Genomic DNA, 17698 nt, shown 5'->3' with positions numbered 1-17698 from the left:
CCGGCCCGAGCCCGGGTTTCGGCCCGAGCCCGGGTTTCGGCCCGAGCCCGGGTTTCGGCCCGAGCCCGGGTTTCGGCCCGAGCCCGGGTTTCGGCCCGAGCCCGGGTTTCGGCCGGGCCCCGGCCACGGCCCGGTCAGGGCCGTCTGCCCGGAGCCCGGCCAGGGGTTCGGCCCGGCCCGGGGTCCGGCGCGGCGCGGGGTTCGGCCCCGGCCCGGAGCCCGGCCCGACGCCCGGACCATGGGCGGGCGGCGCCCGGACCACGGGCGGGGGGTGTCCGTCAGGCGGTGCCGAATTCGACGAGTGCCTCGTCGACGATGCGCTCCAGGCGGGCGTGGTGGGCGCCGCGCCAGTAGACGCGTTCACATGCGGCGCACTGGGCGAAGACGTCGTAGGAGCGGTGCGTGCCGTGTTCCAGTCGGTCGCCCACGCTCTCCTTGTCGGCTTCGTGGAGGGGGCCGTTGCAGGCGGTGCAGCGGGTCCAGGGCGCGAGGGCGGGGGCGAAGCGGCCGAGCACGTCGCGCAGTTGCTCGTCGGGGTTGTCGCTGTAGACGTACGCGCCGGCGAAGATCTCGCGGCGGCGGAGCAGGCCGCGGTCGCGGGAGAGCAGGACGCGCTGTTCGGTGGCGGACCGGGTGGCCAGGGCGGGGTCGCCGATGTCCTCGTTCTCGTAGGCGGCGTCGACGCCGAGCAGGCGCAGGCGGCGGGCGAGCGTGCCGAGGTGGACGTCGAGGAGGAAGCGGAGCGGGGCGCCGGGGATGTGCTGGGGGCGCTCGACGCCGAGGACCTCGACGCTCTGGCCGTCCTGGGGCACGTAGGAGACGGGGACCTCGTGGCCGTCGACGAGGAGGCGGCCGACCTCGGTGAGCGGGACTCCGGCGGATTCGACGACGTGGCCGAGGCTGGAGGCGCCGTCGGTCGCGGTCGCTACGCGGTCCGCGCGCCTGCTGGGCGGGGCGAAGAGGCGCAGTTCGGGGGCGAGGGTGAGCTGAATGCCGGGTCCGTTCACCCTGTCAGCATGCCATTGCGGGGTGGCCGGCCGCCCCTGAATTCAGGAGGCCGCGGCGGCCCGGTCGTAGGTGTCCCGGTGGGCGCTGACCTCGTCGAAGTGGTTCTCGGCCCAGTCCTTCACGGAGGAGAGGAGCCGGCCGAGGCTGCTGCCGAGGTCGGTGAGCCGGTAGTCGACGCGGACGGGGACGGTGGGGGTGACGTGGCGGGTGACGAGGCCGTCGCGTTCGAGGGAGCGCAGGGTCTGGGTGAGCATCTTCTGGCTGACGCCCGGGATCCTGCGGCCGAGGTCGCTGTAGCGCATGGTGCGGTCGTCGGCCTCGCCGAGGGCGCTGACGACGAGGCCGACCCACTTGTCGCTGATGCGGGCCAGGAGCTGGCCGGTGGGGCACTCCTTGAGGAAGGCGTCGTAGGCGGCACGGGCTTCCTCGCGGCGGGCCGCGGCGGTGCTGGTGGCCATGGGGCACCCACTTCCGGGTCGGGTACGCACCTTCGAGTACGTACTTACGAAAGGAGAGTACCTCTCCCTAGGTTAGTGGTCATCGGAACGAGCGAAGACGACTGGACGGGGAGAAACGATGAGCGAGCAGACGGTGCGGACGATGGTCGCGGCCGTGGTGAACGGGTTCGGCGGTCCGGAGCGGGTCGAACTGGCCGAGGTGCCGGTGCCGCGCCCGGCGGCGGGCCAGGTCAGGATCAAGGTGGCGGCCGCCGGGCTCAACCCGGTGGACGCGGGGGTCCGCGCGGGGATCTTCGGCGGCGCGGGACAGCGGCTCGGTCTCGGCTGGGACGTCGCCGGGGAGGTCGACGAGACCGGCCCGGGGGTGACCGGCTGGAGCCGCGGGGACCGGGTGGTGGGCCTGCACTACGGCATGGTCAAGCCGCTGGGCACGCACGCCGAGTACGCGGTGCTCGACACAGGCGCCGTGGCCGCCGCGCCGGCCGGCGTGGACGTCCCGGCCGCGGCGGCGCTGCCGCTGGCCGGTCTGACCGCGGCCCGCGCGGTGGACCAACTGGGGCTCGCCCCCGGCTCGTCGGTGCTGGTCACCGGCGCGGCGGGGGTGGTCGGCGGTCTGGCGGTGCAGCTCGCCGCGCGGGCCGGTCTGGTGGTGACCGCCCTGGCGGGGCCGGACGACGAGGAACTCGTACGGTCGCTGGGCGCGGCCGCCTTCGTCCCGCGCGGCGGGGCTCCGGCCGGGCCGGTGGACGGAGTGCTGGACGCGGCCGTCCTGGGCGGGGACGCACTGGCCCTCGTCCGTGACGGCGGGGTCTACGTCGGGCTGATCCCGAACCACGCTCCGGCGGCGGAGCGCGGCATCCGGGTCGAGGAGCAGGAGGTCGCCGCGGACGGGGAGCTGCTGGCCCGCCTGGTGTCGCTCGTCGAGGAGGGGGCCCTGACGCTGCGGGTCGCGGAGGTCTTCCCGCTCGCCGAGGCGGCGAAGGCGCACGAGCGGCTGGCGACGCCGGGTGTGCGCGGCCGGATCATCCTGACGGCGTGACCGGGGCCGGGTCGTCCTGAGGGCGGACCGGAGCCGGCGGCCCCGCCCGGTGGCGCCGGCCGAGGCCCGGGCGGGGTACGCCGGTTGGGGCGCGCCGGGCGGGGCGTCGCCGGCCGCGCTTCGGCCGCCTGGGCCCGGCTTCAGCCGCGCTGGAAGAACTCCGCCTCCGCCAGGGCGAGATGGCGCCGCTGTCCCGGGCCCCCGCTGCGGGCCCGGGACAGCGGCCCGGCCGCGCGTCCGCCCGTTTCCGGGCGGTAGTGAGCAGAAGAAAAACATGGCTGCAATGCGACGGTGTCCCGAAGTCCCTTGCCGTCCGGTGCGAGGCACACCCCCCGGGCGCACGGGTGGCCGGGCCGCCGGAAGTTACGGCTGGTAGCAGCCCTCGTGCGGCCGGTGGCTGGAATTCTGCGGTGACGCTCTGGCGGTGTGACGGGGGCGGGGCCGGACGAGATCCCGCAGGCCGCCCTCGCGAAGGCCGGGGAGGACCGGCTCAGGGCCAGACGAGGCAGTACGGCTGGTGGCCGGCCTCGTGGAGGCGGTGACTGAAGTCCTGCCACTCGTGGAGCAGCTGGTAGACGTTGAAGGCGTCGCTCGGGCCGCCGCGGTCCGGGACCGTGGACCAGATGAAGGCGGCGGCGCCCACGGACTCCTCGCCGATCCCGCGGAGCGGGTCGACCGCCGTCATCGGGAGCTTGACCACCGCGTAGTCGGGGTGGAGGACGACCAGCTCCAGCGGCGGCACCTTGTGCAGGGGTATGCCCTGGATGCCGGTCAGGACCATCGCGGCCACCGTCTCCGGCTTGATCTTGGTGAACAGTCCGCCCATGCCGAGCTCGTCGCCGCCGAGCTCCTCCGGCCGCATCGTCACCGGGACCCGCGCCGCCGTCGCGCCGTCCGGGGCGCCGAAGTACTTGTACGTCACGCCCATGCCGCGGCCCCGGGGCACGTCCTCCGGCTCCGCCGTGGGCTCCGGCACGGCGTCGGCCGCCTCCGTGGCGCGCCGGCGGTGCCTGCCCCGGCGGCGGGCCTCGCGGGCTTCGCGGGCGCGCTGCGGATCGAGGCCGTCCGTACCCTCGCCCGGTCCACCACCGCGTTGCATATCTCCACCCGACTGGTCTTGCTCGTCCCGGCCCCGCGACCTCCGCCACGCAGCCTGATCATCATGGCAGTGACCTCCCCCGCGGCGACGCGGTGAAACGCCCGCCCGCAAGTCTGTCGCAGCCTCTGAGACCATGGCTGGTGTGAGCTACCCGTACCCGTATGAAGCCCCAGTTTCGCAGACGCTCTTCGAGCGCGCCTCCCTCGTGACCCCCGGCGGCGTGAACTCTCCCGTGCGCGCCTTCCGTGCCGTGGGCGGTACGCCCCGGTTCATGGTGTCCGGCACCGGTCCGTACCTCACCGATGCCGACGGCCGCGAGTACGTGGACCTCGTCTGCTCGTGGGGGCCGATGATCCTCGGCCACTCCCACCCCCAGGTGATCGAGGCCGTCCAGGCGGCCGTCGCCCGCGGTACCTCCTTCGGCACGCCCGGTGAGGGCGAGGTGGCGCTCGCGGAGGAGATCGTCGCGCGCATCGAGCCCGTCGAGCAGGTGCGCCTGGTGTCCTCCGGGACGGAGGCGACCATGTCGGCGATCCGGCTGGCACGCGGCTTCACCGGTCGCGCCAAGGTCGTGAAGTTCGCCGGCTGCTACCACGGTCACGTGGACGCGCTGCTGGCCGCCGCCGGTTCCGGGCTGGCCACCTTCGCGCTGCCGGACACCCCCGGCGTCACGGGTGCGCAGGCCGGCGACACGATCGTGCTGCCCTACAACGACCTCGAAGCGGTCCGGTCCGCCTTCGCCGCGCACCCCGGCGAGATCGCCTGCGTGATCACCGAGGCGGCGCCCGGCAACATGGGCGTGGTCACCCCGGCCGAGGGCTTCAACCAGGGGCTCGCGGACCTGTGCCGCGAGAACGGCGCGCTCTACATCTCCGACGAGGTCATGACGGGCTTCCGCACCTCCCGCGCCGGCTGGTACGGCGTCGACGGGGTCAAGCCCGACCTGATGACCTTCGGCAAGGTCATGGGCGGAGGTTTCCCCGCCGCGGCGTTCGGCGGACGCGCCGACGTCATGGGGCACCTCGCCCCCGCGGGTCCCGTCTACCAGGCCGGCACGCTCTCCGGCAACCCCATCGCCACCGCCGCCGGCCTCGCCCAGCTGCGGCTGCTCGACGCGGCCGCGTACGAGAAGGTCGACGCGGTCTCGGCGGAGATCCGGGGCCTGGTCACCGGGGCGCTCGCGAAGGAGGGCGTGGCGCACCGTCTGCAGACCGCGTCCAACATGTTCTCGGTCTTCTTCACCGAGGACGCGGTCCGCAACTACGACGACGCGAAGAAGCAGGAGAGCTTCCGCTTCAACGCGTTCTTCCACTCGATGCTGGCGCAGGGCGTCTACCTGCCGCCGTCCGCCTTCGAGTCCTGGTTCGTCTCCACCGCCCACGACGAGAAGGCGATCGAGCGCGTCGCGGCGGCACTGCCGGCCGCCGCCCGGGCCGCCGCGGAGGCCACGGCATGAGCGACGACGGCCGCGACGTGACGTCGGACCTCACCGTCGTGCACCTGGTGCGCCACGGCGAGGTGCACAACCCGGACGGGGTCCTGTACGGGCGCCGTGCGGGCTACCACCTCTCGGAGCTGGGCCGCCGGATGGCGGACCGGGTCGCCGAGCACCTGAAGAGCCGGGACATCGCCTACGTGGTGTCCTCCCCGCTGGAGCGGGCGCAGGAGACGGCCGAGCCGATCGCCAAGGCCCACGGCCTGGACCTGGCGACGGACGCGCGGCTGCTGGAGGCGGAGAACGTCTTCGAGGGCAAGACCTTCGGCGTCGGCGACGGCGCGCTGCGCAAGCCCGGCAACTGGAAGCACCTGACGAACCCGTTCAAGCCCTCCTGGGGCGAGCCGTACGTCGAGCAGGTGGTCCGGATGATGAGCGCACTGGAGGCCGCGCGCGACGCGGCCCGCGGCCGTGAGGCGGTGGCGGTCAGCCACCAGCTGCCGATCTGGATCGTGCGCAGCTTCGCCGAGAAGCGCCGGCTGTGGCACGACCCGCGCCGCCGTCAGTGCACGCTCGCGTCCCTGACGTCCTTCACGTTCCAGGGCGACAAGCTGGTCTCCGTGGGCTACAGCGAGCCGGCCCGGGACCTGGTCCCGGTGCACCTGCTGGCGGGTGCCAAGCCGGTGAAGGGCGCCTCCAAGGCGTTCGGCGCCTGATCCGACGGTCTGTTACGAGCCGTTACAGGCCTGCCTAATTAAATACAAGATGCGCGGGAATCACCGTGTCAGCACACATGTCCGGCCAACTTGTCCGTTTATATGGATTTTGGGTCGGGTGTGACGACGATGGGGACGGTGACATGCGCGACATCAGGGGAGTCAGTCGGAGGGGGCTGCTGGGACTGGGGCTTGGCGCCGCGGCCGCGATGGGAGTCGCCGGCTGCGGACTGCCCGACGTGTCCGGTCCCGGCGCTCCCGGACCCGTGAAGAACCCGAAGCCCGGCCAGAGGCCGCCGGGCAGGCCCATCGGTGACGGCTCCACCGCCGACACCGGCCCGCAGCCCCACCAGCCCGACCGGCCCGTGCCCCTCCAGCCGGGCGAGACACCGCCGCAGTTCGTGGTCTTCAGCTGGGACGGCGCGGGGGAGATCGGCAACGGTCTCTTCCCGCGCTTCCTCAAGCTCGCCCGGGACCACGGTGCGACCATGACCTTCTTCCTCTCCGGCATCTACCTGCTGCCCGAGTCGAAGCGGAGCCTCTACCGGCCGCCGAACAATCCCGTCGGCGCATCCGACATCGGCTACCTCAAGGACGAGAACGTCCGCGCCACCCTCGGCTGCCTCCGCGAGGCGTGGCTCGACGGGCACGAGGTGGGAACGCACTTCAACGGGCACTTCTGCGGGGGTCCCGGCTCCGTCGCCCGCTGGACCCCGGCCGACTGGGAGAGCGAGATCGACCAGGCCGTGTCCTTCGTCACGGGCTGGCGCACGAACACCGGCTTCACCGACGTGGAGCCGCTGCCCTTCGACTACCGCAAGGAACTGACCGGCGCCCGCACCCCCTGCCTCCTCGGCCGGGACAACCTCCTGCCGACCGCCCGGAAAATGGGCTGGCGCTACGACGCCAGCTCGCCCGGCGGCCTCCAGGTCTGGCCCGAGCGCCGCTCGGGCGTCTGGGACCTGCCGCTGCAGTCCCTCCCCTTCCCGGGGCACTCCTTCGAGGTGCTGTCGATGGACTACAACATCCTCGCCAACCAGTCGAAGAACACCACGCAGGGCGTGCCCGCCAACTACCCGGCCTGGCGCTCCCAGGCCACGGCCACCTACCTCGGCGGTTTCCGCCGGGCCTACGAGACCAACCGCGCACCCCTCTTCATCGGCAACCACTTCGAGGAGTGGAACGGCGGCATCTACATGGACGCGGTCGAGGAGGCACTCAAGGGCATGGCGGACAAAAGGGACGTAAGGCTTGTGTCCTTCCGGCAGTTCACCGACTGGCTGGAGGTCCAGGACCCCCAGGTGCTCGCCCGGCTGCGCACCCTCGGCCCCGGCCGGTCACCCGCCGGTGGCTGGAACGCGTACCTCACGGCCGCCTGAGGCATCGCCTGACCAGGGCATTGACACCCGGCCGGGGGGTGCGGAAGATCCGTGAATTGCTCATGCGAAACTTTTCACATGAGCCCTAGCCGCGCCCCCCGTCGCCGCTCACCCAGCGGCCGCGCCCTCCTGCTGACCGCGGTGACCCTCACCGGCGCCCTCACCCTCACGGCGTGCAGCGGCTGGGACAGCGGCAAGCCGACCGGCACCGGCGGCAACTACGTGACGGGTGAGAGCGGCATCTCCACCGCGGCCAAGGGCGAGCGGACCGAGGCCCCGAAGCTCGACGGCGAGACCGTCGACGGCAAGACCCTCGACACGACGACCCTCAAGGGCAAGGTCGTCGTCCTCAACGTCTGGGGCTCCTGGTGCCCGCCGTGCCGCGCCGAGGCCCCGTCCTTCGCGAAGGTCTCCAAGGAACTCGCCGACGCCGGCAAGGACGTCGTCTTCGTGGGCGTCAACGTCCGCGACTACAGCAAGCAGAACGCCGCCTCCTTCGAGGAGACCTTCGGGATCACCTACCCGAGCCTCTACGACCCCGACAGCAAGCAGCTGCTCCGTTTCCCCAAGGGCAGCCTCAACCTGAACGCCATCCCCTCCACGCTCGTCCTGGACCGGGAGGGCAAGATCGCCGCACGCACCCTCGCCCCCCTCAGCGAGGAGCAGTTGCGCTCGATGATCGACCCCGTCCTCGCGGAGGGGTGACCCCGTGGTCGAGTACGTCCTCGCCGCCGAGGCCACGGGTGTGAACGTGACGGTCCTGAACGGCACACTGCTGCTGGCGGTGCCGATCGCGCTCCTCGCCGGACTCGTCTCCTTCTTCTCGCCCTGCGTCCTGCCACTCGTCCCCGGCTACCTCTCCTACGTGACCGGCGTCAGCGGCGCCGACCTCGCCGAGGCCCGCCGCGGGCGGATGCTGGCGGGCGCACTCCTGTTCATCGCCGGCTTCACCGCCGTCTTCGTCTCCACCGGTGCGCTCTTCGGCTTCTTCGGCCAGACCCTCAAGGAGAACACCGAGATCATCTCCCGCGTCCTGGGCGGGGTGGTGATCCTCATGGGCCTCTTCTTCATGGGAGCCATTCCCGGCCTGACGATGCGGGAGTTCCGCTTCCACAGGAAGCCGACGGCGGGCCTGCTCGGCGCGCCGCTGCTCGGCGTCCTCTTCGGCGTCGGCTGGACCCCCTGCATGGGCCCGACCCTCGCCGCCGTCACCACGCTCTCCCTCGACCAGGCGAGCGCCGGCCGCGGCGCCCTGCTCACCGTCGTCTACTGCCTGGGCCTCGGCGTGCCCTTCGTCCTCGCCGCGGTCGCCTTCCGCAAGGCGCTCGGTGCATTCGGCTGGGTGAAGAAGCACTATGCATGGGTGATGCGCATCGGCGGCGGCATGCTGATCCTCACCGGCCTGCTGCTCGTCACAGGTTTGTGGGACAGCATCGTCACCGACATGCAGGCCTGGACCCGAAGCTTCACGGTGGGGATCTGAGGAACCGACGGACATGAGTACGACAGACAAAGCGTCCACCGAGACGGCGCCCGAGCCCTCCCCGGCGGACCCCGCAGAGACGGCGGCCGGCTCCCAGCTCTCCACCGCACCGGTCGAGGACAGCGGTCCCGTCGGCATCGGCGTGATCGGCTGGGCCCGCTGGTTCTGGCGGCAGCTCACCTCCATGCGGGTGGCGCTGATCCTGCTCTTCCTGCTGTCCCTGGGCGCCATCCCCGGCTCCCTCGTCCCGCAGACCAACGTGGACGCGCTGAAGGTCGCCCAGTGGAAGAAGGACAACCCCTCCTTCGTCGGCGTCGCCGAGGCGTTCCAGCTCTTCGACGTCTACAGCTCGGTGTGGTTCTCCGCGATCTACCTGCTGCTGTTCGTCTCGCTGATCGGCTGCATCGTCCCGCGCTCCTGGCAGTTCGTCGGCCAGCTCCGCGGCCGCCCGCCGGCCGCCCCCAAGCGGCTCGACCGGCTGCCCGCCCACACCACCTGGCGTACGGACAGCACCCCGGACGAGGTCCTCTCGTACGCGAGGACGATGCTCGCGGGGAAGCGCTTCCGCACCGAGGCGGGCGGCGGCGGCACCGTCGCGGCGGAGAAGGGATACCTCCGCGAGGCCGGGAACCTGGTCTTCCACGTCGCGCTGATCGTGATGCTCGTCGCCTTCGCCTGGGGCCAGTACTTCAAGTCCGAGGGCGGCAAGCTGGTCCTGCGCGGCAGCGGCTTCTCGAACACGCTCACCCAGTACGACGACTTCAAGCCCGGCACGCTCTTCCACCCGGACGACCTGCCGCCGTTCAGCTTCACGCTGGACCGCTTCGACGCCACCTACGAGATGTCCGGCCCGCAGCGGGGCACCCCGCGCGACTTCAAGGCGCACGTCACCCTCAGCGAGGGCGCCCACGGAGCGCCGCAGAAGCGCGAGATCCAGGTCAACGAGCCCCTGGAGATCGACGGGTCCAAGGTCTACCTGCTCGGCCACGGCTACGCGCCGATCATCTCGGTGACCGACTCCACCGGAAAGGTGATCTACAAGGACGCCGTCCCGGTGCTCCCGCAGGACGGCAACCTCACCTCCACCGGAGCCGTCAAGGTCACCGACGGCTACAAGGACAAGGACGGCAAGCCGGAGCAGCTCGGCTTCACCGCCGTCTTCGTGCCGACCTTCGCCGGTGAGGGCAAGGGGACGATGTTCTCCCAGTTCCCCGCCCTCCTGAACCCGCAGCTCATGCTCAACGCCTGGCACGGCAGTCTCGGCGTGGACTCGGGCCTGCCGCAGAACGTCTACCGGCTCGAAACCTCCAAGATGGAGATGTTCAAGGACGAGGCGGGCCAGCAGCTCATCAAGAGGCTGGCGCCCGGCGAAACGATGACCCTGCCGAACGGCGCGGGCACCGTGAAGTTCGAGGGCATCGAGCGGTGGGCCACCTTCTCCGTCACCCAGCAGCCCGGCAGCGGCCTCGCCCTCGCGGGTGCGATCGCCGCCATCGCGGGCCTGGCCGGGTCGCTGTTCATCCAGCGCCGCCGGATCTGGGTGCGCGCCGTGGCGGGCAAGGACGGCGTGACCGTCGTCGAGATGGCGGGCCTCGGCCGCAGCGAGTCCGCCAAGCTCCCGGAGGAGCTGGCGGATCTCGCCGCCACGCTGCACGAACAGGCGCCGACCGCGCCGACCGCGACGCCCGCGCCGACCGCCGAACCCGCCGAACCCGTCGAAGAAACCCCCGAAGGAGAGCGCGGATGACGCCGCTCGCTGCCGCAGCCAACGAGAACCTGGCTGAGATCAGCAACTACCTGATCTATTCGTCGATGGCGGTCTACACCCTCGCCTTCTTCGCGCACATCGCCGAGTGGACCTTCGGCAGCCGCAGCAAGGTCGCCCGTACGGCCGCCGCGCTGACCGGCACCAAGGAGGCCGCCGCCCCGGCCGTGCAGGTGCGCGGCAAGGGCGGTGCGACCGCCGTACTGGACCGGCCCAAGGTCACCACCCGCTCCGGCGCCGGCACCCGTGACGTCCCGGACGGCCCCGGCGCCGCCGGCGGCACCGTGCAGGGCGACCTGTACGGCCGGATCGCGGTCTCGCTGACCGCGCTCGCCTTCCTCGTCGAGGCGGCCGGGGTCGTCACCCGCGCGATGTCGGTCGAGCGGGCCCCCTGGGGCAACATGTACGAGTTCTCGATCACCTTCTCCACGGTGGCCGTCGGCACGTACCTGGCGCTCCTCGCCCTGAAGAAGAACGTCCGCTGGCTCGGCCTGATCCTGGTCACCACCGTCCTGCTGGACCTCGGCATCGCCGTCACCTGGCTCTACACCGACAGCGACCAGCTCGTCCCGGCCCTGCACTCGTACTGGCTGTGGATCCACGTCTCCACCGCCATCTTCTGCGGCGCTGTCTTCTACCTCGGCGCGGCCGGCGCGGTCCTCTACCTCTTCCGCGACGCCTACGAGGGCAAGCTCGCCGGCGGCGGCAAGCCGGGCCGGATCGCCTCCTCGGTCCTGGAGCGGCTGCCCTCGGCCGCCTCGCTCGACAAGTTCTCGTACCGCATCAACGCGGCCGTCTTCCCGCTGTGGACCTTCACGATCATCGCGGGCGCCATCTGGGCCGGCGACGCCTGGGGCCGCTACTGGGGCTGGGACCCCAAGGAGGTCTGGTCCTTCGTGACGTGGGTGGCGTACGCCTGCTACCTGCACGCCCGCGCCACCGCCGGCTGGAAGGGCCGCAAGGCCGCCTACCTGGCGCTCTTCGCCTTCGCCTGCTGGATCTGGAACTACTACGGCGTGAACATCCTGCTCAGCGGCAAGCACTCGTACGCGGGCGTCTGACCGGCGGGAGTGGGACGCTGGTGGCATGTCCCTCGTGAGCCATGCCACCAGCGAACGGCGCGGCGAGAACCACTGGCTGCTCCGCTTCGAGCTGCACCTGCCGTATTCCTACGAGGCCCTCTGGCACGCCGTGACCACGCCCGACGGGCTGCGCGGCTGGCTGGCCGCCGCCGACGTCCTGGAGCGGCGGCTCGGCGGGGCCGTGACGCTGCGCTGGCTGAACACCGGGACCGTGGCGAGCGGCCACGTCTCGGCCTGGGACGTGGAGCGCGTCGCCGAGTACACGGTGGCCGGGCTCGGGCGGATCCGCTTCCACCTGGAGGCGGTCGGCACCGACTCCACCGTCATCCGCTTCGTCAACGAGCGCGGCGGGTCCGACGAGGCCCGCCTCGACTGCCTGGCCGGCTGGCACGAGCACTTCGAGCTGCTGGAGGCGGCGCTGGCGGGGCGGCCGACGGACTGGTCCACCTGGACGGACAGCCGCTGGGCCGGCCTGCGCGCGTCGTACGCGTCCTTCAGCGAGGCCCGCAGGGCGTCCTGAGCCCCCGCCGCCCGGTCGGATCCGCGCCGTCGAGACCTTCCGGGCCCACGTCGCGATGCGCGCGGACGGTCTGGTTTCGGTGCCGGGCGAGGAGGCCCCCCGCGTTCTGCCGTGGGCCCGGTAGGGCCGGGGCGGCGCCGACTCGTCGCGACTAGTCGGCGTCCCTGCCGTTGTCCTTGTCGCGGTCCTTGCGGTCGCGGTCCTCGCGCTCCTTGTTCTCCCGCTCCTCGCGCAGGGACTTCAGGAACTCCGGATTGTCGTCGGGAGCCACCCACCGGGTGCGCCCGCGGGGGGCTCGCCCGCCGCCGGCGGCCCCCCGCTTCCTGCCCGCGAACAGCCACACCACCGGCCCCACGATGGAGAAGAGCAGGATGATGATCACCCACATCACCTTGGGGAGGTGCTTGACCTCTTCCTCGGGCGTGTTCAGGCAGTCTATGAACGCGTAGATGGTCAGCGCGATGATCAGCAGGAAGGGCAGATAGCGCAGCACGGTGTGGGACCGACTCCCGGGCAGTGGCGGCGGACCCGCAAGGGGCCCCGGTGACGCTCCCAGCGTAGTTGGTGACGGATACTGACCCCTATGGCTTACGACGATCTCCGCTCGCTGCTCCGGGCTCTGGAGCGAGAGGGCGACCTCAAGCGCATCAAGGCCGAAGTCGACCCGTACCTGGAGGTCGGGGAGATCGTCGACAGAGTGAACAAGGCGGGCGGGCCCGCGCTGCTCTTCGAGAACGTCAAGGGCTCGGCGATGCCGCTGGCCATGAACGTCTTCGGCACCGACCGCCGCCTCCTGAAGGCCCTCGGCCTGAAGTCCTACGCGGAGATCAGCGAGAAGATCGGCGGTCTGCTGAGGCCCGAGCTGCCGCAGGGGTTCATCGGGGTCCGCGAGGCCTTCGGCAAGCTCGGCTCGATGGTCCACGTGCCGCCGAAGAAGGTGAAGGGCGACTCCGCGCCCGTCCAGGAGGTCGTCCTCACCGGCGACGACGTCGACCTGGACCTGCTGCCGGCCCTCTTCACCTGGCCCAAGGACGGCGGCTCCTTCTTCAACCTCGGCCTGACCCACACCAAGCACCCCGAGACGGGCGTGCGCAACCTCGGCCTCTACCGGCTGCAGCGCCACGACAAGCGCACCATCGGCATGCACTGGCAGATCCACAAGGACAGCCGCAACCACTACGCCGTCGCCGCGGCCAAGGGCGAGCGGCTGCCGGTCGCGATCGCCTTCGGCTGCCCGCCCGCCGTCACGTACGCGTCCACCGCGCCGCTGCCGGGCGACATCGACGAGTACCTCTTCGCCGGCTTCGTCGCGGGCAAGCGGATCGAGATGGTCGACTGCAAGACCGTTCCGCTGCAGGTCCCGGCCAACGCGGAGGTCGTCGTCGAGGGCTGGCTGGAGCCCGGTGAGATGCTCCCGGAGGGCCCCTTCGGCGACCACACCGGCTTCTACACCCCGCAGGAGCCCTTCCCGGCCCTGCGGATCGACTGCATCACGATGCGCAAGCGGCCACTGCTGCAGTCGATCGTGGTGGGCCGCCCGCCGACCGAGGACGGCCCGCTGGGCCGCGCGACGGAGCGGTTCTTCCTGCCCCTGCTGAAGATCATCGTCCCGGACATCGTGGACTACCACCTGCCCGAGTCGGGCGGCTTCCACAACTGTGCGATCGTCTCGATCGACAAGAAGTACCCCAAGCACGCGCAGAAGGTCATGCACGCGATCTGGGGCGCCCACATGATGTCGCTGACCAAGCTGATCATCGTGGTGGACAAGGACTGCGACGTCCACGACCTGCACGAGGTGTCCTGGAGGGCCCTCGGCAACACGGACTACTCCCGCGACCTCACCGTCGTCGAGGGCCCCGTCGACCACCTCGACCACGCCTCCTACCAGCAGTTCTGGGGCGGCAAGGCGGGCATCGACGCGACGAAGAAGCTGCCCGAGGAGGGCTACACCCGGGACGGTGGCTGGCCCGACATGGTGGAGTCCGACCCCGCGACCGCGGCCCTCGTGGACCGCCGCTGGAAGGAGTACGGCCTGTGAGCCCCATCGCCGTCGAGGGCCCCGAACTGAACCTCGGCACCTCCGGGACGTACGTGCTCCTGGCCCGCCCGAAGATCGACCCGACCCAGCCCGGCGTGATCGTCGCGGCCCGGGAGGCCGGCGTCAGCCCGGAGGAGTTCGCCGGTCCCGGCGACGTCTGGACGCTGATGTACGAGGCGGAGGGCGAGGGTGGGAGCGAGGGCGACGGCTTCGAACTGCCCGGCGCCCGGGACACGGAGGCGGACGCCTTCGCGGAGCAGCTCCAGCAGGCCCTGGCCGCGGCCGAGCCGTTCATCGCTGAGGCCGGTAACTTCCTGCGCCTGGACGCCCGGCCGGCCGGCGCCGACTGGACGGTCACCGCGCACATCACCCCGCCCGAGGACGAGGAGGGCGGCCCCGCCGCCCGGACGCTGGACCTCGGCGCGCTGCCGGCGGCGCAGCTGCTGGCCGAACTCGAACGGTTCCGGAGGGACCTCGCATGATGACCACCGCCGATGGAGTGGTCGGACCGGGGCCCGCGCCGGAGGCCGCCAACAAGGTCAGGGCGTTCCTGCGGCTGGTGATGATCGAGCATTCGGTCTTTGCCCTGCCGTTCGCCTACATCGCGGCGCTGACCGCCATGTTCCAGCTCGACCGGACCGTGCACTGGGGCAGGCTGCTGCTCGTCACCGTGTGCATGGTGGGGCTGCGGACCTTCGCCATGGCCGCGAACCGGATCATCGACCGCGAGATCGACGCCCGCAATCCGCGGACCGCGGGGCGGGAGCTGGTCACCGGTGCGGTGTCGGTGCGTTCCGCCTGGACCGGCGCGGGGATCGCGCTTGTGGTCTTCCTCGGTTCGGCGGCCCTGCTGAACCCGCTGTGCCTGGCGCTGGCGCCGGTCGCCGTCGTCCCGATGGTGGTCTACCCGTACGGCAAGCGGTTCACGGACTTCCCGCACGCCATCCTGGGCCTGGCCCAGGCGATGGGCCCCGTCGGGGCCTGGCTGGCGATCACCGGCGAGTGGTCCTGGGACGCGGTGATCCTGGGCCTGGCGGTCGGCGTGTGGATCGGCGGCTTCGACCTGATCTTCGCCTGCCAGGACGTGGCCGCCGACCGCGCGGAGGGCGTCAAGTCCGTCCCGGCCCGCTTCGGTGTCCCGGCCGCCCTCTGGGGGGCGCGCGGCTCGCACGCCGTGACCACGGCCCTGCTGGCCTGGTACGCGCTCGCGACGGACGCGGGCCCGCTGTTCTGGGCCGGCCTGGCGATCGTCGTCGTCGCCTTCGTCTACGAGCACAGCATCGTCACCCCGCACGACCTGTCCCGCCTGAACCGGGCCTTCTTCACGGTCAACGGCTTCATCGGCATCGCCCTCTTCGTGTGCGCCCTGGCCGATCTGGTGGCCCGGGGTCTGACCGTGTAGTTCGAAGGAGTGAGCCGGGCCGGACCGCGGGGTGCGAGGTCTGCCCGGGTGCGTAGCGTGCGTCCTACCATCGAGTGCATGGACAGGGAGGCCGACGTGACCGTCTCGGAGAGCGACCGCCTGCACTCACAGCTCAGCCGGTTCGAGGACATGTTCCCGGGCTACCGGATGGAGATTGTCGAGGGCGCCATCGTGATGAGTCCGCTCAAGCCGCACCACGGCCGGACCATTCGTCTGTTGTGGAACGAACTGGAAGCCCAATTGGGCCCGGAGTGGGGCTTCCTGTCAGACGTCGCGATCCCCTTCGACGGCGAAAACGAGTTCTGTCCCGACCTGGCTGTCGTGCCCGCCGTGGAGGCGGACAGGAACCTCAGCGCCTATCCGCCCGATCTGGTCGAGCTGGCCGTCGAGGTCGTCTCCCGTGGCAGCATCCGCAACGACTACGAGGTCAAGGACCGGGCGTACGCCCGGCGCGGGATCCCGCACTACCTGATCTTCGACCCGGACAGGGCGCACTGCGTGACCCTGTGGAACCCAGGCCCGGACGGTTACCGGGGCCGCGACACCATCCCGTACGGCGGCGAGGTGACCGTCGAGACCGGCATCGGCAAGCTTGTGATCGACACCGCGGGCCTGCCCGTGGACCCCTCCGCCGTCAGTCCGTGAGGGCGGCCGGGCGGCGGCGGGGCGGGCGCTGGAAGTAGAGGGCGGTCACGACGCCCGCCACCAGGCCGCACAGGTGGCCCTGCCAGCTGACGCCCGAGTCCGTCGGGAGGATGCCGGAGAGGACCGTGGTCCCCCAGACGGCCGCGACGCCGACGGCCACCGCGATGCCCAGCGCCTTGCGCTCGACGAAGCCCCGTACGAGCAGGTAGCCGAAGAGGCCGAAGACGATGCCGGAGGCACCCAGCGTCATCGTGCCGGACGGGGATATCAGCCAGGTGCCGAGGCCGTCGGCCAGCAGGATCAGGCCGGTCACCGCGAGGAAGCGGCGGATCCCGGACAGGGCGACGATGAAGCCGAGGACCAGCAGCGGGACGCTGTTGGAGGCGACGTGGTCGAAGCCGAAGTGGAGGAAGGCCGAGGTGACGACGCCGGTGAGGCTGTCCGGGTCCCGGGCGACGATCCCGTACTGGTCCAGGGCGTGGCCCGTGGCGTAGTCGACGGCCTCCAGCGCCCACAGCAGGGCCACCCAGCCCAGCATCAGCGTGGCCGCGGTCCTGGTCCGCTCGGTCTGCGTCAGGCCGGTATCCACCGTCGTGCTCATCTTCGCCCCCTTCGTGGCTCCCCCTACGGGAACGTGCGGTCACCTTACTGAGTGCCCGCACGGCGTGGCCGGATAGTCTCGGAGGTATGACAGAGCGCAATCGCACCCCGTGGGTGGTCGGGGTTTCCGGAGCGTCCGGGACGCCTTACGCGGCGGCGGTGCTCCGCGGGCTGCTCGCCGCGGGGGAGAGCGTCGACCTGGTCGTGAGCCGGGCCTCGCGCCTCACCCTGCTGGACGAGACGGGCATCGCCTTCCGTGACGCGCACTGGCGCGACGACCTCGCGGAGTGGCTGGCACGCGGGGCCGACGGCAAGCCGGGGACCTTCGAGGGCCTGGCGGCCGACGCGGACGTGCGGTACTGGGGTGCCGGAGACCTGGCGGCCGGCCCGAGCTCGGGCTCGTACCCGGTCAAGGGGATGCTGATCGTCCCGGCGTCCACGGCCTGCGTGGCGGGGGTGGCGCTCGGGCTGTCGAAGGACCTGCTCCAGCGTGTGGCGAGCGTGACGCTCAAGGAGCGGCGGCGGCTGGTGGTCGCGGTGCGGGAGACCCCGCTGAACGGGCAGACGCTGAAGCATCTGGTGGCGCTGGACGAGGCGGGCGCGGTCGTGCTGCCCGCCTCTCCGGCGTTCTACGCGGGTGCGACGCACATCCAGGATCTGGTGGACTTCGTCGCGGGGCGGGTGCTGGACGCGGCAGGGGTGCCGCACCTGCTGTACCGCCGTTGGGAGGGGGAGCTGGGAGGCTCCCGCGCTCCCCGGGAGGCGAACGGTGGTGACGCGGCCGGTGACTAGGCCTTCTTGCGGCCCAGCGGCTTGCGGGCCTTGTCGACGCGGGCGGCCGCGGCGGGCTGGTGGGCTCGGGATCGGTTGGCCAGCTCCTGGAGCTGTCGCATGTGTGCGTGCGCCATCTCGATCGTGAACACGGTGTACCACTCCTGAAGATCGTTACTGATCTGCTGAAAGAAATCGCAGGGCGTTTACCCTGTGTGCCTTAGATTCTATACC

20 protein-coding genes are annotated in these 17698 nt (G+C 71.5%); 14 read left to right on the top strand and 6 right to left on the bottom strand.

Annotated elements, in window-relative coordinates; all coding sequences use genetic code 11:
• Positions 1 to 278: 278 nt before the first annotated feature.
• Entirely contained in the window at positions 279 to 1007 is a 729-nt protein-coding gene (locus tag ACIPXC_RS11345; RefSeq protein WP_401615805.1) for a Mut7-C RNAse domain-containing protein, read from the bottom strand.
• A gap of 42 nt (positions 1008 to 1049) precedes the next feature.
• Positions 1050 to 1466, bottom strand: coding sequence for a winged helix-turn-helix transcriptional regulator (locus ACIPXC_RS11340; protein WP_401615803.1), 417 nt, complete (start codon positions 1464 to 1466; stop codon positions 1050 to 1052).
• A gap of 142 nt (positions 1467 to 1608) precedes the next feature.
• Here ACIPXC_RS11340 and ACIPXC_RS11335 point away from each other — a divergent pair, with 142 nt between their 5' ends.
• Positions 1609 to 2505 carry an NADP-dependent oxidoreductase gene (locus ACIPXC_RS11335; RefSeq protein ID WP_401615890.1) on the top strand — a complete coding sequence of 299 codons (897 nt, stop codon included), beginning with the start codon at positions 1609 to 1611 and terminating at the stop codon, positions 2503 to 2505.
• 490 nt (positions 2506 to 2995) lie between these two features.
• Here the strand turns inward: ACIPXC_RS11335 and ACIPXC_RS11330 are convergent, their stop codons facing one another.
• Positions 2996 to 3604 carry a hypothetical protein gene (locus tag ACIPXC_RS11330; protein ID WP_401615802.1) on the bottom strand — a complete coding sequence of 203 codons (609 nt, stop codon included), beginning with the start codon at positions 3602 to 3604 and terminating at the stop codon, positions 2996 to 2998.
• A gap of 133 nt (positions 3605 to 3737) precedes the next feature.
• On the opposite strand from ACIPXC_RS11330, the gene hemL reads away from it, so the two are divergent.
• From hemL to ACIPXC_RS11290, 8 genes are all read left to right on the top strand, one after another.
• Positions 3738 to 5060 carry a glutamate-1-semialdehyde 2,1-aminomutase gene (gene hemL / locus ACIPXC_RS11325; protein ID WP_401615800.1) on the top strand — a complete coding sequence of 441 codons (1323 nt, stop codon included), beginning with the start codon at positions 3738 to 3740 and terminating at the stop codon, positions 5058 to 5060.
• Positions 5057 to 5755, top strand: a complete 699-nt coding sequence (locus ACIPXC_RS11320; RefSeq protein WP_401615798.1) for a histidine phosphatase family protein — start codon at positions 5057 to 5059, stop codon at positions 5753 to 5755. Before hemL ends, ACIPXC_RS11320 begins: the two co-directional genes overlap by 4 nt.
• 143 nt (positions 5756 to 5898) lie before the next feature.
• Complete coding sequence (locus tag ACIPXC_RS11315; RefSeq protein ID WP_401615796.1) at positions 5899 to 7134, top strand: hypothetical protein; 1236 nt, start codon at positions 5899 to 5901, stop codon at positions 7132 to 7134.
• 78 nt (positions 7135 to 7212) lie between these two features.
• Complete coding sequence (locus tag ACIPXC_RS11310) at positions 7213 to 7839, top strand: TlpA family protein disulfide reductase (protein ID WP_401615794.1); 627 nt, start codon at positions 7213 to 7215, stop codon at positions 7837 to 7839.
• A gap of 4 nt (positions 7840 to 7843) precedes the next feature.
• Complete coding sequence (locus ACIPXC_RS11305; RefSeq protein WP_401615792.1) at positions 7844 to 8617, top strand: cytochrome c biogenesis CcdA family protein; 774 nt, start codon at positions 7844 to 7846, stop codon at positions 8615 to 8617.
• Between the two features lie 13 nt (positions 8618 to 8630).
• Complete coding sequence (locus ACIPXC_RS11300; RefSeq protein WP_401615790.1) at positions 8631 to 10364, top strand: cytochrome c biogenesis protein ResB; 1734 nt, start codon at positions 8631 to 8633, stop codon at positions 10362 to 10364.
• Positions 10361 to 11443 (top strand): c-type cytochrome biogenesis protein CcsB, encoded by a 1083-nt coding sequence (gene ccsB / locus ACIPXC_RS11295; RefSeq protein WP_401615788.1) that lies wholly within the window; start codon positions 10361 to 10363, stop codon positions 11441 to 11443. Before ACIPXC_RS11300 ends, ccsB begins: the two co-directional genes overlap by 4 nt.
• 25 nt (positions 11444 to 11468) lie before the next feature.
• On the top strand, positions 11469 to 11984 hold the full coding sequence (locus ACIPXC_RS11290; RefSeq protein ID WP_401615786.1) for an SRPBCC domain-containing protein: 516 nt from the start codon (positions 11469 to 11471) through the stop codon (positions 11982 to 11984).
• Positions 11985 to 12135: 151 nt separating this feature from the next.
• On the opposite strand, the gene ACIPXC_RS11285 is transcribed toward ACIPXC_RS11290, so the two are convergent.
• A complete protein-coding gene (locus ACIPXC_RS11285) occupies positions 12136 to 12477 on the bottom strand; it encodes a PLD nuclease N-terminal domain-containing protein (protein ID WP_401615784.1) in 342 nt (113 codons plus the stop codon).
• 90 nt (positions 12478 to 12567) lie between these two features.
• Between ACIPXC_RS11285 and ACIPXC_RS11280 the strand changes: the two genes are divergently transcribed.
• The 4 genes from ACIPXC_RS11280 (at position 12568) to ACIPXC_RS11265 (ending at position 16093) form a co-directional block, all read left to right on the top strand.
• Positions 12568 to 14025, top strand: coding sequence for a menaquinone biosynthesis decarboxylase (locus ACIPXC_RS11280; protein ID WP_401615783.1), 1458 nt, complete (start codon positions 12568 to 12570; stop codon positions 14023 to 14025).
• Complete coding sequence (locus ACIPXC_RS11275) at positions 14022 to 14507, top strand: hypothetical protein (RefSeq protein WP_401615781.1); 486 nt, start codon at positions 14022 to 14024, stop codon at positions 14505 to 14507. The genes ACIPXC_RS11280 and ACIPXC_RS11275 overlap by 4 nt, the downstream gene beginning before the upstream one ends.
• Positions 14507 to 15427: a menaquinone biosynthesis prenyltransferase MqnP gene (gene mqnP / locus ACIPXC_RS11270; protein WP_401615779.1), complete on the top strand. Its 921-nt coding sequence runs from the start codon at positions 14507 to 14509 to the stop codon at positions 15425 to 15427. Before ACIPXC_RS11275 ends, mqnP begins: the two co-directional genes overlap by 1 nt.
• A 78-nt stretch (positions 15428 to 15505) precedes the next feature.
• Positions 15506 to 16093 (top strand): Uma2 family endonuclease, encoded by a 588-nt coding sequence (locus tag ACIPXC_RS11265; RefSeq protein WP_401615777.1) that lies wholly within the window; start codon positions 15506 to 15508, stop codon positions 16091 to 16093.
• On the opposite strand, the gene ACIPXC_RS11260 is transcribed toward ACIPXC_RS11265, so the two are convergent.
• A complete protein-coding gene (locus ACIPXC_RS11260; RefSeq protein WP_401615775.1) occupies positions 16083 to 16694 on the bottom strand; it encodes a rhomboid family intramembrane serine protease in 612 nt (203 codons plus the stop codon). The two genes, ACIPXC_RS11265 and ACIPXC_RS11260, sit on opposite strands and share 11 nt — an antisense overlap.
• Before the next feature lie 86 nt (positions 16695 to 16780).
• On the opposite strand from ACIPXC_RS11260, the gene ACIPXC_RS11255 reads away from it, so the two are divergent.
• Positions 16781 to 17485: a UbiX family flavin prenyltransferase gene (locus ACIPXC_RS11255; RefSeq protein WP_401615774.1), complete on the top strand. Its 705-nt coding sequence runs from the start codon at positions 16781 to 16783 to the stop codon at positions 17483 to 17485.
• Here ACIPXC_RS11255 and ACIPXC_RS11250 read toward each other — a convergent pair.
• Positions 17482 to 17616, bottom strand: coding sequence for a hypothetical protein (locus ACIPXC_RS11250; RefSeq protein ID WP_258054175.1), 135 nt, complete (start codon positions 17614 to 17616; stop codon positions 17482 to 17484). The genes ACIPXC_RS11255 and ACIPXC_RS11250 overlap by 4 nt on opposite strands.
• Positions 17617 to 17698: the final 82 nt, after the last annotated feature.

It is taken from the genome of Streptomyces sp. NPDC090021, from assembly GCF_044748225.1.
Classification (GTDB): Bacteria; Actinomycetota; Actinomycetes; order Streptomycetales; family Streptomycetaceae; genus Streptomyces.
Note: the sequence above shows the minus strand (reverse complement) of the source record. Positions and strands in the feature narration are given on the sequence as shown.

Excerpts from the sequence above, each read along its gene's own strand:
- hemL (WP_401615800.1), top strand. The coding sequence starts at position 3,738 with ATGGCTGGTGTGAGCTACCCGTACCCGTATGAAGCCCCAGTTTCGCAG.
- ACIPXC_RS11290 (WP_401615786.1), top strand. The coding sequence starts at position 11,469 with ATGTCCCTCGTGAGCCATGCCACCAGCGAACGGCGCGGCGAGAACCAC.
- ACIPXC_RS11260 (WP_401615775.1), bottom strand. The coding sequence starts at position 16,694 with ATGAGCACGACGGTGGATACCGGCCTGACGCAGACCGAGCGGACCAGG.
- ACIPXC_RS11300 (WP_401615790.1), top strand. The coding sequence starts at position 8,631 with ATGAGTACGACAGACAAAGCGTCCACCGAGACGGCGCCCGAGCCCTCC.
- ACIPXC_RS11255 (WP_401615774.1), top strand. The coding sequence starts at position 16,781 with ATGACAGAGCGCAATCGCACCCCGTGGGTGGTCGGGGTTTCCGGAGCG.
- ACIPXC_RS11315 (WP_401615796.1), top strand. The coding sequence starts at position 5,899 with ATGCGCGACATCAGGGGAGTCAGTCGGAGGGGGCTGCTGGGACTGGGG.
- ACIPXC_RS11265 (WP_401615777.1), top strand. The coding sequence starts at position 15,506 with ATGGACAGGGAGGCCGACGTGACCGTCTCGGAGAGCGACCGCCTGCAC.
- ACIPXC_RS11280 (WP_401615783.1), top strand. The coding sequence starts at position 12,568 with ATGGCTTACGACGATCTCCGCTCGCTGCTCCGGGCTCTGGAGCGAGAG.
- mqnP (WP_401615779.1), top strand. The coding sequence starts at position 14,507 with ATGACCACCGCCGATGGAGTGGTCGGACCGGGGCCCGCGCCGGAGGCC.
- ACIPXC_RS11340 (WP_401615803.1), bottom strand. The coding sequence starts at position 1,466 with ATGGCCACCAGCACCGCCGCGGCCCGCCGCGAGGAAGCCCGTGCCGCC.
- ACIPXC_RS11335 (WP_401615890.1), top strand. The coding sequence starts at position 1,609 with ATGGTCGCGGCCGTGGTGAACGGGTTCGGCGGTCCGGAGCGGGTCGAA.
- ACIPXC_RS11320 (WP_401615798.1), top strand. The coding sequence starts at position 5,057 with ATGAGCGACGACGGCCGCGACGTGACGTCGGACCTCACCGTCGTGCAC.
- ACIPXC_RS11330 (WP_401615802.1), bottom strand. The coding sequence starts at position 3,604 with ATGCAACGCGGTGGTGGACCGGGCGAGGGTACGGACGGCCTCGATCCG.
- ACIPXC_RS11310 (WP_401615794.1), top strand. The coding sequence starts at position 7,213 with ATGAGCCCTAGCCGCGCCCCCCGTCGCCGCTCACCCAGCGGCCGCGCC.
- ccsB (WP_401615788.1), top strand. The coding sequence starts at position 10,361 with ATGACGCCGCTCGCTGCCGCAGCCAACGAGAACCTGGCTGAGATCAGC.